Source organism: Aeribacillus sp. FSL M8-0235 (assembly GCF_038000355.1).
In the GTDB taxonomy this organism is placed as follows: Bacteria; Bacillota; Bacilli; order Bacillales; family Aeribacillaceae; genus Aeribacillus; species Aeribacillus composti.
In genome coordinates, this window is sequence record NZ_JBBOBW010000001.1 from 52,986 (window position 1) to 67,081 (window position 14,096).

A 14,096-nucleotide genomic window follows, 5' to 3' on the forward strand; every position below is an offset into this window, starting at 1 on the left:
ATTTTGAAAAGCAAGACATACGTTAAAGAAGAAAAGAAAACTATTCCCGTTCGGAGTGAACATTATGCTAATAAAGCCGGGGATGATAGTGGCCAGAAAGTCTTATCAGTGCGATTTGCTTTTTCGGATTTTAGAAATAAAAAAGGATCATACTGGCCGTCTGATTGCCCTTATTTCAGGACAGGACGTCCGTTTAATTGCTGATGCCCCGTATGACGACTTAGTCATCATGAATAAAGAAGAACAAAAAATACGTGAAAAACAAGAAAGGGAAAAAATAGAAAATACGCTTTACCTCCTGAAACAAGATTATGATCTATCTCGTGAAAAACAAGAATTTTACGCTTCGTCCGAATTTGAATATCAAAATGAATGTTTTCATATTCCAGGCAGAGTATTACATGTAGATGGCGACCCCAATTATTTGGAAAAATGCTTAAATTTATACGAAAAAATTGGTGTTCCTGTTCACGGCATACATTTAAAAGAAAACGAAATGGCTGATCATATTGATGAGCTTTTAGAAAAATATCGGCCGGATATACTAGTCATTACTGGACATGATTCTTATTCGAAGCATAAAGGGACAATATTGGATTTGAATGCTTACCGACACTCGAAGGATTTTATTAAAACGGTCAGGAAGGCACGGAAAAAAATTCCCGGGCTTGATCAGCTGATTATTTTTGCCGGTGCATGCCAATCTCATTTTGAGTCATTAATAAGAGCTGGGGCCAATTTTGCAAGTTCACCGTCAAGAGTGAACATTCATGCTTTAGATCCTGTGTATATTGTTTCTAAAATCAGCTTTACTCCTTTTGTTGAACGAATTAATGTTTGGGATGTACTTCGAAACACCTTGTCGCGGGAAAAAGGATTAGGAGGCATTGAAACAAAGGGCGTCATGCGGTCAGGTTTACCATTTAACCGATATATTGAGGAAGCAGGTCAAAACGAATAAACGTTTGGACTGCTTTTTTTTTTGGATAAATCCATATAATTTTTGCAAAAACGGGAAAACTATGACAAGTATTAGAGAAATTTGTTGAAAAGAAAACGTTGACACAGATGTTTAAAGGCTGTTATAATAAAAAATTTATTTGACTTATTAGTCAATTCTGTGTATAATGAACTTTGTGAGGTGGTTCCAATGGCAAAAACGTTATCCGATATTAAACAAGCTCTCGATTCTAATCTAGGTCGTCGATTAACATTAAAAGCGAATGGCGGACGTAGAAAAACAATTGAACGTTCAGGCGTTTTAGCCGAGACGTATCCATCGGTTTTTGTGATTGAACTTGACCAGGAAGAAAATGCTTTTGAACGCGTTTCATACAGCTATGCAGATGTGTTAACGGAAACAGTCCAAATTACTTTTATAGATGAAAACAACAATGTTGCAATGGGCGGGCAGTAAACGAAATTTGTTTGCTGCTTTTATTTTTTTCTCTGGCATTTTTTTAAAAGCATAAATCAAGCTTTTCGCTTGAAACTAACAGTAAGCGGATAAAATCCGCGGGAATGTCTGTTTTTATTTAAGGGGGAGTCAAAGAATGGCTAGACGCCGAGGCATTATGTCAGAAAGCTTTAAGTATGAATTGGCTAAGGAATTGGGCTTTTATGAAACGGTCAAAAATGAAGGATGGGGAGCCATTCGGGCTCGTGATGCCGGAAACATGGTAAAACGGGCGATCGAGATTGCAGAAGAGCAATTGGCTAAGCAAAACGGCAAAACTTTTTAAAAGCAGACATTCGGGTGGCCGGCTCATAGTTTGGGCCGGCATTTTTTTGTGTTTTCAATGGACGGATTTTGTCGAATTATGCTATTATATCCCTATTTATGGTACAATGTGAATACATTTTGTCAGAACGAAAAAGTAGGTGAATGTATTTGCGAGTATTGGAAAAAGCTCCGGCAAAAATTAATTTATCTTTAGATGTTTTACATAAAAGATCTGACGGATACCATGAAGTGAATATGGTCATGACGACCATAGATCTAGCTGATCGAATCGAGCTGAAGCTTCTTGATGAAAATAAAATACGTATCATATCGCATAATCGATTTGTGCCAGATGATGATCGGAATTTAGCTTACCAAGCGGCACAGCTTTTAAAGGACCGTTTCGGGATTCAAAAGGGTGTGGCAATCACGATTTCAAAGTGCATCCCTGTTGCTGCGGGCCTTGCAGGAGGGAGCAGTGATGCAGCAGCAACGTTAAGGGGATTAAATAAACTATGGAATTTGGATCTTTCCCTTGATGATCTTGCGAAACTTGGAGCAGAAATTGGTTCAGATGTTTCTTTTTGTGTTTACGGAGGCACAGCTGTGGCGACCGGAAGAGGCGAAAAAATTGAGCTGATTGATCCTCCTCCGCATTGCTGGGTCGTGTTGGCGAAGCCTGATATCGGTGTGTCCACTGCTGAAATTTACCGACATTTAAAGATAAATGACATTGAGCATCCTGATGTTAGTGGAATGGTCAAAGCGATAAAGGATCAAAATTATCAAGAAATCTGTGCGAAGCTTGGAAATGTCCTTGAGTCGGTCACAATGAAGATGTATCCGGAAGTTGCTTTGATTAAAGAACAAATGAAACGTTTTGGAGCTGATGCTGTTTTAATGAGCGGAAGCGGACCGACAGTATATGGACTTGTTCAACACGAGTCGAGGCTTCATCGTGTTTATAACGGCTTGAGGGGATTTTGCGATCAAGTGTATGCAGTCAGAATGCTTGGGGATCGGATAGCCCTTGATTAAATGCGAATATTAAGTTATATTTACTTTAAAAACATTCGGAATTTGGAGGTTCGTCTATGAAATTTAGACGCAGTGGGAGACTTGTCGATATGACACACTATTTGCTTCATCATCCACATGCGCTCATCCCATTAACTTTTTTCTCTGAACGGTACGAATCAGCTAAATCCTCCATTAGCGAGGATTTAGTGATCATAAAGCAAACCTTTGAGCAACAAGGGATCGGAACTTTAATCACAACCCCAGGCGCAGCTGGCGGTGTCAAATTTATTCCGAAGGTGACGAGGGACGAAGCAAATGGAATTATTCAAAGACTGTGCGAGAAAGTCTCAGACCCCAGCCGGCTTTTGCCTGGAGGTTATTTATATTTAACAGATTTACTGGGAAATCCAAAAATGATGAATCAAATCGGGCGTTTATTTGCTTCGGTTTTTGCGAATCGTACAATTGATGTCGTCATGACTGTAGCTACGAAAGGAATCCCAATTGCTTATGCAGTTGCCAGCTATTTGGATGTTCCCTTTGTCATCGTTCGCCGTGACAATAAAGTGACAGAAGGGCCGATGGTAAGCATTAATTATGTTTCAGGCTCTTCGAAAAGAATCCAAACTATGACGCTTGCAAAGAGGAGCTTAAAAGAAGGATCGAATGTGTTAATTGTTGACGACTTTATGAAGGCCGGAGGAACGATCAACGGCATGATCAGCATGCTGTCTGAATTTGGCGCAAATGTTTCAGGAATTGGGGTTCTTGTGGAATCAGAAAGCGTGGATGAACGGCTTGTAAATGAATATATTTCCATTTTAAAACTTTCCGATATGAATGAAAAGGAACGATCCATACAAGTTAGTAAAGGAAATTATTTCGATTTCCTCTAGCATAAAAATAATGAATCGTAAGGGAGTGTTTCAAAATGAAAGTCGTTTCAACAAAAAAGGCTCCGGCTGCAATCGGACCATACTCTCAAGGAATTATTGTGAATAACATGTTTTATAGCTCTGGACAAATTCCTTTAACCCCTGAAGGAAACTTGGTACAAGGAGATATTAAAGAACAGACTCACCAAGTTTTCGCGAATTTAAAGGGTGTATTGGAAGAAGCAGGCGCTTCGTTGGAAACTGTCGTCAAAGTAACCGCATTTTTAAAAGATATGAACGATTTCGCTGCTTTTAATGAAGTATATGGGGAATATTTTCAAACGCATAAGCCTGCTCGGTCATGTGTGGAAGTTGCAAGACTTCCGAAAGATGTCCTCGTTGAAATTGAAGTGATTGCTTTAGTTAAATAAAAGGTTGATTGTTCAGGATCCGTTTTGCGAATCGGATCCTTTTTTATTTTTTTATTTTTCCCAAAAATTTTTTGTGTGAAAAGAAGGAAAATTTAAAAATCCGTTGAATTGTTGAATTATGGTTACTAAAGTTTTTGCGAAGAAAAAGGTGGTGAACAGGATGGAAGTGACAGATGTAAGATTGCGCCGCGTCAATACAGAAGGTCGGATGAGAGCGATTGCGTCCATAACATTGGATAATGAATTTGTCGTCCACGATATACGTGTAATTGACGGAAATAACGGCCTTTTTGTAGCAATGCCTAGTAAACGTACACCGGATGGAGAGTTTCGAGACATTGCACATCCTATTAATTCAAATACTCGCGGTAAAATTCAAGACGCTGTTCTAGCTGAATATCACCGTTTAGGTGAGACGGAAGATTTTGAATATGAAGAAGCAGGGGCTTCATAAAAATATGATGTAAAAGAAGGGGCTTAAAGCATTCAGCTTAAGACCCTTTCTTTTTTAAAGGATCTGTTCACTAATACGATTTAGTAAACGTTTGCAAAAGAATAGATGGCCTCCTTTGTTTTTCTTACATACTCAATTGTTATGCAGCTATTGATCATCAAGTCTGATGGTTGTATAGGAAATGGTATTTGTTTCAAAAATTAATGTTCATACATCGGCATTTGAAAAAACGAAGAAATGCAGAGCTGTAAATCGTAAATCAACTTCGTTGAACAACAATGCATCCAAGTATAACCTTCTACGTTCAGCCACTGTCAGAAAATCTGGTTCATCGAAAGGAAGCAATCGAATAAATCAAAAAAACTTTAGGCAATATTGTTCTGCTGAAATTAATTTTTTTTGTGTTAAGGCCTCCAATCAGGTGTTCTTTTCCTTCTTGTTTTTTCGTCAAAGTATCAAAACCGGCCTTTAGAGAAGAGGGAAGAAGCATAAAATTTAGGGCTTCCTCGTAGATTTTTAATAAAATTCCTATCCTATTTCTGTACCTTTTTCGAGAAAAATAGAGTGAAACGGAAATTTACGGAATCACACAAGATTTCTTGAAATAGAACATTATTTAAGATAAGATTTTTATGGATAAAAAGGGTATTGGAGGCCTATAAATGGAGAAATGTTTTGCAGTCATCTTAGCAGCCGGGCAAGGAACAAGAATGAAATCAAAGCTCTATAAAGTGCTGCATCCTGTTTGCGGTAAACCTATGGTACAGCATGTGATAGACAATGTTTCCAAGCTTCAAGTTGACGAAATCATTACCGTCGTCGGTCATGGTGCGGAAAAAGTAAAATCAGAGCTCGGCGAACAGACATTGTATGTTTTGCAGGAGCAGCAGCTTGGAACTGCTCACGCTGTTTTGCAGGCGGCTCAATATCTTGAGGGGAAAGAAGGAACGACAATTGTTGTTTGTGGCGATACGCCGCTGATCACCAGCGAGACGTTTGAAAAATTGTTAAAGCATCATCTGGAAACGAAAGCAAAAGCCACCATTCTGACAGCAGAAGCGGATGATCCGACTGGATATGGACGAGTGATCCGCAATGAAGAAGGGCTGGTTGAAAAAATAGTTGAGCATAAAGATGCTACAGAAAGTGAACGTCTTGTGACAGAAATTAATACGGGAACTTATTGCTTTGATAACGCTTCCTTATTTGAAGCTTTAAAGCATGTCAATAATGACAATGCGCAAGGCGAATATTATTTGCCGGATGTAATTGAGATTTTGAAGGAAAAAGGCGAAATCATTTCAGCGTTTCAAACAGATTCTTTTGAAGAAACGTTAGGGGTAAACGACCGCATAGCGCTTTCGCAAGCGGAGCTTATTATGAAAAGGCGAATCAATCAAAAGCATATGAAAAACGGAGTTACAATTGTCGATCCTGATAATACATATATATCAGCAGATGCAGAGATCGGACAAGATACTGTCATTTATCCGGGTACAGTCATTATCGGTAAAACGGTCATCGGAGAGGAATGTGAAATCGGTCCCAACTCCGAAATTAAAGATTGCCAAATTGGCCATAATACGAACATCCGTCATTCTGTTGTTCATGACAGTCAGATCGGAAATCAGGTTAACATCGGTCCGTTCGCACACATTCGCCCAGCCTCCGTTATTGACGATGGAGTAAAAATTGGGAATTTTGTCGAAGTCAAAAAATCTAAAATTGGAAAAGAATCGAAAGCATCCCATTTAAGCTATATTGGAGATGCAGAAGTTGGGAATGGGGTGAATCTTGGCTGCGGTTCGATAACAGTTAACTATGACGGGAAAAATAAATATTTAACGAAAATCGAAGACGGAGCCTTTATTGGATGTAATTCAAACCTTATTGCGCCGGTTACGATTGGCGAAGGAGCATATGTAGCAGCCGGATCAACTATTACAGATGACGTCCCTGGCAGCGCATTATCGATCGCAAGGGCTCGTCAAGTGAATAAAGAGAGATACGTCATCGAAAAAATGAATGGTAAAAAATCGTAATTTGGAGGGTCCCTTTACAATGACAAAAAATCGTTATAAAGACGAAAATTTAAAAATCTTTTCTTTAAACTCAAACGCAGCCCTTGCCAGGGAGATCGCGGATATAGTAGGAGTCGATTTGGGAAAAAGTTCGGTTACGAGATTTAGTGACGGGGAGATTCAAATTAATATTGAAGAAAGCATTCGCGGCTGCGATGTATACGTGATCCAATCGACAAGTGATCCAGTCAATGAGCATTTAATGGAATTGCTCATTATGATTGATGCGCTTAAACGTGCATCTGCCAAAACCATTAATATTGTTATGCCATACTATGGTTATGCGCGGCAGGATCGGAAAGCACGTGCAAGAGAACCTATTACTGCTAAGCTTGTTGCGAATTTATTGGAAACTGCAGGCGCGACAAGGATGATTACTCTTGATTTGCATGCGCCGCAAATCCAAGGTTTCTTTGACATTCCTATCGATCACTTAATGGGAGTGCCGATTTTAGCAGATTATTTCTTGGAAAAACGCTTTGATGATATTGTCATTGTTTCTCCTGATCATGGCGGTGTGACGAGAACACGAAAAATGGCAGATCGGCTGAAGGCGCCAATTGCCATAATCGATAAGCGCCGTCCTAAGCCAAATATGGTTGAAGTTATGAACATTGTTGGGAATGTCGAAGGCAAAACAGCCATTTTAATTGATGATATCATCGATACAGCAGGAACGATTACGCTTGCGGCAAATGCTCTAGTAGAGCATGGAGCAAGGGAAGTTTATGCCTGCTGTACACACCCGGTGTTGTCTGGACCTGCGATAGAACGAATTCAAAACTCGAAGATTAAAGAGTTAGTCGTAACGAATTCAATCGCTTTGCCGGAAGAGAAAAAAATTGAAAAGCTGATTCAGCTTTCTGTCGCTCCATTGCTAAGTGAAGCGATCATCCGTGTTCATGAAAAACAATCGGTCAGCGTGCTTTTTGACTAATATTTTGTCTTTGACTTTTAAACGATTTTAGCAGATTATAATATTATAGGGATCTTCTTTGCGAGTTGTGAGTTGATTATTTCTTTCATTAGCATGTTTAGACTTTGTGATGATGGGAAACCAATAGTAGTAAGAAGGCTTTTTTCGAATTGAGTTATTAGAAAAAAAGTCTGAAAGAAAGGGGATTACCATGACAGCAGTCATACATGCAAAAGAAAGAAAATCATTTACCAATTCGTCAAGAAGAAAAGCTAGAAAGCAAGGACAAATTCCTGCCGTAATTTACGGAAAAAAACAAGAGAACAAAGCGATTTTAGTGAGCGAATCGGAATTGTTAAAAATTTTGCGCGAACAAGGGCGCAATGCGATGTTGAACATTCAGCTTGACGGCGAAAACCATCAAGCCCTCCTGTACGAACTGCAGCATGACCCAATGAAAAACACGATTATACATGCGGATTTTTATGTTGTCGATATGGATGATGAAGTAGATATCGAAGTACCAATTGTCTTAATTGGAGAAGCAAAAGGAGTAAGAGAGGGCGGTGTGCTGCAGCAGACAACACATGAGGTGGAAGTGAGAGCGAAACCTGCTCATATTCCTTCGACGATTGAAGTCGATGTAACAAACTTAGAAATAGATGATACAATCCATGTACAAGATATTCAAACAGATGGACAGTTTAAAATTTTAGATGAGCCTGAAACGGTTGTGGCAACCATCCTGCCGCCGGAAAATGAAGACTTGGATACGGCTGATGAGCAAAAAAGTGAAGAGAAGGAAGACGGAGCTGTAGAAGAATAAATTAGGCGTAACCTATTTTGGTTACGTCTTTTATGCTATTAATTGTCATCTCACTATCATAAAAAATTGGGGGACATTTCATGAAAGTAATAGCAGGGCTTGGCAATCCTGGAAAAAAATATGAACAAACTAGACATAACGTTGGGTTTATGGTAATTGATGAATTATCAAAGCGTTTAAACATATCTTTAAATGAAAGCAAATTTAACGGGATATACGGTATCGGTCATTTTTCAAATGAAAAGATATTATTGATAAAACCGCTTACATTTATGAATTTATCGGGTGAATGCATTCGTCCTTTACTGAATTATTACAATGTCCCAACTGAACAGTTGGTTGTAATATATGACGATTTAGATTTGCCTGTAGGCAAGATTCGCCTTAGAATGAAAGGGAGTGCTGGTGGTCACAACGGAATGAAATCTATCATTCAGCATTTAGGTTCGGAAGATTTTAAACGGATTCGAATTGGGATTGGCCGTCCGAAACACGCGATGGATATCGTCGACTATGTATTAGGAAAATTTACAGAAGAAGAAATGCACCATATTCAACATTCCGTTGATCGATCGGCTAGTGCATGTGAAAAATGGATACACACGCCATTCTTAGAAGTCATGAACGAATACAATTAACAAACGTATAAAAATGGCTCCTGCCGTTCATAATAATCATAAAACCTTTCATTCCACAAGTGCAGGAGGTTGGAGGATGCCGCTTCATTATTATTGCCGCCATTGCGGCGTCAAAATTGGTAGCATTGAAAAATCTGTTTTTAGCGTCGATTTAGGATTTCATCATTTAACGAATGAAGAGCGGAAAGAAATGATCGAGTATCTTCCAAACGGTGATATTCATGTCAAAAGTATTTGTGAAGATTGTCAGGAGGCGCTAGAGCGAAATCCCGATTTTCATCAATATGAAAATTTTATACAGTAAAAGCTTTGGAAACTTGATTTCAAAATTTCCAAAGCATTTTTATATTTGTCGAGAGGAGGCTGGAGATTGGAAAGCCTGTATCAATTTTTTTATGCGCAAAACGACTTTCAAGCAGTTGTAGACGGTATAAAAGAAGGTTTGAAAGAACAAATGGTAGCCGGACTTTCTGGCTCAGCAAGGTCTGTATTTATTTCCGCTTTTTACAAAGATATCAAACAACCGATGCTGGTTGTGACTCATAACCTTTATCAAGCTCAGATCATTTATGAAGATTTAAATAATTTACTAGGCGATTCCGTCTATTTGTATCCTGTAAATGAATTGATCGCATCTGAGATCGCAGTCGCAAGTCCAGAGCTAAAAGCACAAAGGATGGAAGTGTTGAATCGTTTATGTAAAGGTGAAAAAAGCATCGTTGTAGCCCCTGTTGCTGCATTAAGACGAATGCTCCCACTGAAAGAGTTATGGAAAAGCCATCAGCTTTCTATTTCTGTTGGAGGAACATTTGAATTAAACGAGAACCTTCCGCATCTTCACTCAATGGGATATGAACGTGTTTCCATGGTGTCTGCTCCTGGGGAATTCAGCGTGCGCGGTGGAATTATTGATATTTATCCTTTAACGGAGGAACATCCTATTCGCATCGAACTATTTGATACGGAAGTAGATTCAATCCGAACGTTCAGTCTTGAAGACCAAAGATCGATTGAAATGATTCAAGAAGTGACAATCGGACCGGCAGAGGAAATCATTTTAACGGACAGCCATTATGAAAAAGGAATGAAGCAGTTAGAAACGGCTTTATCAAACAGCTTAAAGAAATTGAAAAAAGATGAGCACAAAAATTTATTTATAGAAAATATCCGCTATGATCTGGAAAAATTGCAAAATAGGCAGAAGGATCAGGAGTTCTTTAAATATTTTTCATTCTTTTATGACAAACCTGCTAGTTTGCTAGATTATTTCCCTGCGGATACAGTTATTGTCATTGATGAAGTAAGCCGTGTGCATGAAATGGTTGATCATCTTGAGAATGAAGAAGGAGAATGGTTTACTTCTTTACTGGAACAAGGGAAAATTGTCCATGATGCGAAAGTGTCCCATAAATACTACCAGCTTATACGTGACACATCTTATCCAATTGTTTATTTATCACTGTTTTTGCGGCACGTCCCCTATACAAACCCGCAAAATTTGATGAACGTGTCTTGCAAGCAGATGCAAAATTTCCATGGACAAATGCACTTGTTGAAATCAGAAGTTGATCGCTGGATCAAGGCAAATTACACCGTAGTTTTTCTCGGTGCAAATGATGAACGGACCAAAAGACTTGAACGGGTGCTTAGAGACTATGAGATTGAAGCGGTCATTTCTGATTCAAACCACATTCTGTCAAAGGGGCTGCACATTTTAAAAGGAGATTTACAGACAGGCTTTGAACTTCCTTTAGGACGACTTGCGGTCATAACGGAAGAAGAACTTTTCAAAAAGAGGGTTAAACGAAGACAGCAAAGGCAGAAGCTTTCAAATGCAGAAAGAATTAAAAGCTATTCTGAGCTTGAAGTGGGAGATTATGTCGTACATGTTAATCATGGGATTGGAAAATATCTTGGAATTGAAACTTTAGAAATTAACGGTATACACAAAGACTATCTGCACATTCGTTACCAAGGAAATGACAAACTGTATGTTCCAGTTGAACAAATTGATCAAGTTCAAAAATATGTGGGCACAGAAGGAAAAGAGCCGAAAATTTACAAATTAGGCGGAAACGAATGGAAAAGAGTCAAGAAAAAAGTGGAATCGTCTGTTCAAGATATTGCTGACGATTTAATTAAACTGTATGCTGAGCGGGAAGCAAGCAAAGGCTATGCGTTCAGCCCTGATTCGGAAATGCAAAGGGAGTTTGAAGCAACATTCCCTTATAAAGAAACAGAAGATCAGCTTCGTTCCATTCAAGAGGTGAAAAAGGATATGGAACGGGAGCGGCCGATGGATCGACTTCTTTGCGGAGATGTCGGATATGGGAAAACCGAGGTGGCGATTCGGGCTGCCTTCAAAGCGATTATGGATCAAAAACAAGTTGCCTTTCTTGTTCCGACAACCATTTTAGCGCAGCAGCATTACGAAACGATCAGGGATCGTTTTCAAGATTACCCAATTAACATTGGTGTATTAAGCCGCTTCCGGACGAGAAAAGAGCAGAATGAAACGATTAAAGGCTTGAAAAATGGAACGATCGATTTAGTCATTGGAACACATCGTTTGCTTTCCAAAGATGTTCAATTTAAAGATTTAGGCTTGTTGATTATTGATGAGGAGCAGCGATTTGGAGTTACACATAAAGAAAAAATAAAACAAATGAAAGCAAACATTGATGTGTTAACTTTAACGGCAACTCCGATTCCAAGAACACTCCACATGTCCATGATCGGCGTGCGTGATCTATCAATTATTGAAACTCCTCCAGAAAATCGCTTTCCTGTTCAAACATATGTAGCGGAATATAACCCAATGCTTGTGAAAGAAGCGATCGAACGTGAATTAGCGCGAGGAGGTCAAGTATACGTTTTATATAACCGGGTTGAGGATATCGACCGGAAAGCCAATGAAATCTCTATGCTTGTTCCAGATGCAAGAGTAACCTTTGCACATGGAAAAATGTCTGAAAATGAGCTTGAATCGGTAATATTAAACTTTTTGGATGGCCAATATGACGTGCTTGTCAGCACAACTATTATTGAAACAGGTGTGGACATTCCGAATGTAAATACATTGATTGTTTATGACGCCGATAAAATGGGGCTTTCTCAGCTCTATCAATTGCGCGGGCGTGTCGGTCGTTCCAATCGTGTCGCTTACGCATATTTTACTTACCGGAAGGACAAAGTTTTATCAGAAGTTGCTGAAAAACGATTGCAGGCCATTAAAGAATTTACTGAATTAGGTTCAGGTTTTAAAATTGCGATGCGTGATTTGGCCATTCGGGGAGCCGGTAATTTGTTAGGTCCTCAACAGCATGGCTTCATTGATTCGGTAGGTTTTGATTTATATTCCCAAATGCTGAAGGAAGCGATCGAACAACGGAAAGGTGAACGGCCAAAAGAGACAAAAAGGGAAGTTGAAATTGAGCTTGAATTAGATGCCTACATTCCGCAGTCTTACATTGATGATGGAAAACAAAAGATTGACATGTACAAAAGGTTTAGAGGCATCGAAACGTTTGATGATTTACAGGAACTGCATGAAGAATTATTGGACAGATTTGGCGAGTATCCAAAGGAAGTAGACTTTTTGTTTAAAGTAGCGAAGCTAAAGTTATATGCACGGCAAGAAAAAGTCGAAGTCATTAAACAAACGAAAGATCTTATCACGATTCTTATTTCAGAGGAAGCAAGCAGCTCCTTTGACGGACAAAAATTGTTCGAGCTAACGGATGAATTCGGTCGCATAGTCGGGTTTGGCATGGAAGGGAAAAGGCTGAAATTAACATTGCAAATTCATAATTTAGAAACTGAAAAATGGCTGTCTATTTTAATGAAGCTGTTGGCAGGCTTAAAAGACGCAAAGAAAGAAGAAGTTTCTGCCGGCTAATATTGAAACAGGGTTAAAATGGAAATGCTGGCAATGGGTTTTTAAGCAGTGTTTGGAAAAAATTCGCTTTCATCATGTATATTACGTGGTTAGTGAAGGATACTAATTTCAACGATGGTGATTGTTCCAAAAATGGAAAAAGGGCAATCGCTACTTTACTAATCTTTAGATGAAAGTGAGGCAGCATAAGATGAAAGCAACTGGTATCGTTCGACGGATTGATGATTTAGGCCGTGTAGTCATTCCTAAAGAAATTCGAAGAACATTGCGTATCCGTGAAGGCGACCCATTAGAAATTTTCGTTGACCGAGATGGTGAAGTAATACTGAAAAAATACTCCCCAATCAGTGAATTGAGTGATTTTGCGAAAGAATATGCTGAAGCGTTATTCGATAGCTTAAACAGCCCCGTTCTCATATGTGATCGTGATGCTATTATTGCTGTTTCCGGAGTTTCGAAAAAAGAGTATTTGAATAAAAATATAAGCGAGCTGCTGGAACGGGTGATGGATGAACGGCAATCGGTTTTCATTTCAGAAGAAGAAGAAATTGAAATCGCTGATGGTGTAACAGAACAAGTAAAATCTTATTGCATTGGACCGATCATTGCAAACGGTGATCCTATCGGGGCTGTTGTCATATTTTCGAAAGAGCAGCCTTTAACAGAAGTAGAAAGTAAGGCAGTTGAGACAGCCGCTAGTTTTTTGGCAAGACAAATGGAACAATAAAGGGAATAATTACTTTTTTACTTCTTCCACAAGCAGACTGTCTCCAACACCACGTTAATAAAAGAGACCACAGAATTCACAACAGTTTCTGTGGTCTCTTCTTGTGCGCCCGGCATGGGTGTAATCTATAGGGTGAAAGTCCCGAGCTGCGAAGGCAGAAGTAGCAGTTAGCTTAACGCAAGGGTGTCCGTGGTGACGCGGAATCTGAAGGAAGCGAGCGGCAAACTTTGGGTCTCTCGGAACACGAACTTCATATGAGGCTAGGTATCACTGGGTGAGTTTGCAAGACAAAACAAAGCCCTTTCTGCCGAAGGTGATACAGAGTAAATGAAGCAGATGGATGGAAGGAAAGATTACACTCTTACCCGGGGAGGTCTGGCTGGCACGCCAAGTAACCTTGGTAACCTATCTAGTGATAGATAGCTGAACAGTCAGAAGTCAGCAGAGGTCATAGTATTAGTTGGTCTAGAACAACTAAGAAGGACCGAACAATTAAGAGAGAATAGC

At 39.3% G+C, this 14,096-nt stretch carries 14 protein-coding genes; all 14 read left to right on the forward strand.

The window, feature by feature from the left end:
- Positions 1-64: 64 nt before the first annotated feature.
- The 14 genes from yabG to spoVT all read left to right on the forward strand — a co-directional run bounded on the left by yabG (position 65) and on the right by spoVT (position 13,589).
- Positions 65-961 (forward strand): sporulation peptidase YabG, encoded by an 897-nt coding sequence (gene yabG / locus NSQ71_RS00255; protein WP_063387588.1) that lies wholly within the window; start codon positions 65-67, stop codon positions 959-961.
- Between the two features lie 189 nt (positions 962-1,150).
- Positions 1,151-1,417: a biofilm formation stimulator Veg gene (gene veg, locus NSQ71_RS00260; RefSeq protein ID WP_063387587.1), complete on the forward strand. Its 267-nt coding sequence runs from the start codon at positions 1,151-1,153 to the stop codon at positions 1,415-1,417.
- A 136-nt stretch (positions 1,418-1,553) separates the two neighbouring features.
- Positions 1,554-1,742 (forward strand): small, acid-soluble spore protein, alpha/beta type, encoded by a 189-nt coding sequence (locus NSQ71_RS00265; protein WP_063387586.1) that lies wholly within the window; start codon positions 1,554-1,556, stop codon positions 1,740-1,742.
- A 149-nt stretch (positions 1,743-1,891) separates the two neighbouring features.
- On the forward strand, positions 1,892-2,761 hold the full coding sequence (gene ispE / locus NSQ71_RS00270; RefSeq protein ID WP_063387585.1) for a 4-(cytidine 5'-diphospho)-2-C-methyl-D-erythritol kinase: 870 nt from the start codon (positions 1,892-1,894) through the stop codon (positions 2,759-2,761).
- 56 nt (positions 2,762-2,817) lie between these two features.
- On the forward strand, positions 2,818-3,639 hold the full coding sequence (purR, locus tag NSQ71_RS00275) for a pur operon repressor (protein ID WP_063387584.1): 822 nt from the start codon (positions 2,818-2,820) through the stop codon (positions 3,637-3,639).
- A gap of 35 nt (positions 3,640-3,674) precedes the next feature.
- A complete protein-coding gene (gene ridA / locus NSQ71_RS00280) occupies positions 3,675-4,049 on the forward strand; it encodes a 2-iminobutanoate/2-iminopropanoate deaminase (protein ID WP_063387583.1) in 375 nt (124 codons plus the stop codon).
- Positions 4,050-4,209: 160 nt separating this feature from the next.
- Positions 4,210-4,503: a septation regulator SpoVG gene (spoVG, locus tag NSQ71_RS00285; RefSeq protein WP_063387582.1), complete on the forward strand. Its 294-nt coding sequence runs from the start codon at positions 4,210-4,212 to the stop codon at positions 4,501-4,503.
- 662 nt (positions 4,504-5,165) lie between these two features.
- The gene (gene glmU / locus NSQ71_RS00290) at positions 5,166-6,545 is read left to right on the forward strand and encodes a bifunctional UDP-N-acetylglucosamine diphosphorylase/glucosamine-1-phosphate N-acetyltransferase GlmU (protein WP_066247215.1); all 1,380 of its coding nucleotides are present in this window, start codon (positions 5,166-5,168) and stop codon (positions 6,543-6,545) included.
- Positions 6,546-6,564: 19 nt separating this feature from the next.
- Positions 6,565-7,521, forward strand: coding sequence for a ribose-phosphate diphosphokinase (locus NSQ71_RS00295; RefSeq protein WP_063387580.1), 957 nt, complete (start codon positions 6,565-6,567; stop codon positions 7,519-7,521).
- Between the two features lie 190 nt (positions 7,522-7,711).
- Positions 7,712-8,326, forward strand: coding sequence for a 50S ribosomal protein L25/general stress protein Ctc (locus NSQ71_RS00300; protein ID WP_339193745.1), 615 nt, complete (start codon positions 7,712-7,714; stop codon positions 8,324-8,326).
- A gap of 80 nt (positions 8,327-8,406) precedes the next feature.
- Entirely contained in the window at positions 8,407-8,964 is a 558-nt protein-coding gene (gene pth / locus NSQ71_RS00305; protein ID WP_063387578.1) for an aminoacyl-tRNA hydrolase, read from the forward strand.
- A gap of 76 nt (positions 8,965-9,040) precedes the next feature.
- Positions 9,041-9,268: an anti-sigma-F factor Fin family protein gene (locus NSQ71_RS00310; RefSeq protein WP_063387577.1), complete on the forward strand. Its 228-nt coding sequence runs from the start codon at positions 9,041-9,043 to the stop codon at positions 9,266-9,268.
- A gap of 66 nt (positions 9,269-9,334) precedes the next feature.
- On the forward strand, positions 9,335-12,862 hold the full coding sequence (gene mfd, locus NSQ71_RS00315) for a transcription-repair coupling factor (RefSeq protein WP_340732258.1): 3,528 nt from the start codon (positions 9,335-9,337) through the stop codon (positions 12,860-12,862).
- Between the two features lie 190 nt (positions 12,863-13,052).
- Positions 13,053-13,589, forward strand: coding sequence for a stage V sporulation protein T (gene spoVT / locus NSQ71_RS00320; protein ID WP_063387575.1), 537 nt, complete (start codon positions 13,053-13,055; stop codon positions 13,587-13,589).
- Positions 13,590-14,096 lie beyond the last annotated feature (507 nt).

Bases quoted from the DNA above. Each gene is read 5' to 3' on its own strand.
- pth (WP_063387578.1), top strand. From the start codon at position 8,407: ATGAAAGTAATAGCAGGGCTTGGCAATCCTGGAAAAAAATATGAACAA.
- spoVG (WP_063387582.1), top strand. From the start codon at position 4,210: ATGGAAGTGACAGATGTAAGATTGCGCCGCGTCAATACAGAAGGTCGG.
- NSQ71_RS00295 (WP_063387580.1), top strand. From the start codon at position 6,565: ATGACAAAAAATCGTTATAAAGACGAAAATTTAAAAATCTTTTCTTTA.
- ridA (WP_063387583.1), top strand. From the start codon at position 3,675: ATGAAAGTCGTTTCAACAAAAAAGGCTCCGGCTGCAATCGGACCATAC.
- NSQ71_RS00265 (WP_063387586.1), top strand. From the start codon at position 1,554: ATGGCTAGACGCCGAGGCATTATGTCAGAAAGCTTTAAGTATGAATTG.
- NSQ71_RS00300 (WP_339193745.1), top strand. From the start codon at position 7,712: ATGACAGCAGTCATACATGCAAAAGAAAGAAAATCATTTACCAATTCG.
- glmU (WP_066247215.1), top strand. From the start codon at position 5,166: ATGGAGAAATGTTTTGCAGTCATCTTAGCAGCCGGGCAAGGAACAAGA.
- purR (WP_063387584.1), top strand. From the start codon at position 2,818: ATGAAATTTAGACGCAGTGGGAGACTTGTCGATATGACACACTATTTG.
- NSQ71_RS00310 (WP_063387577.1), top strand. From the start codon at position 9,041: ATGCCGCTTCATTATTATTGCCGCCATTGCGGCGTCAAAATTGGTAGC.
- veg (WP_063387587.1), top strand. From the start codon at position 1,151: ATGGCAAAAACGTTATCCGATATTAAACAAGCTCTCGATTCTAATCTA.
- yabG (WP_063387588.1), top strand. From the start codon at position 65: ATGCTAATAAAGCCGGGGATGATAGTGGCCAGAAAGTCTTATCAGTGC.
- spoVT (WP_063387575.1), top strand. From the start codon at position 13,053: ATGAAAGCAACTGGTATCGTTCGACGGATTGATGATTTAGGCCGTGTA.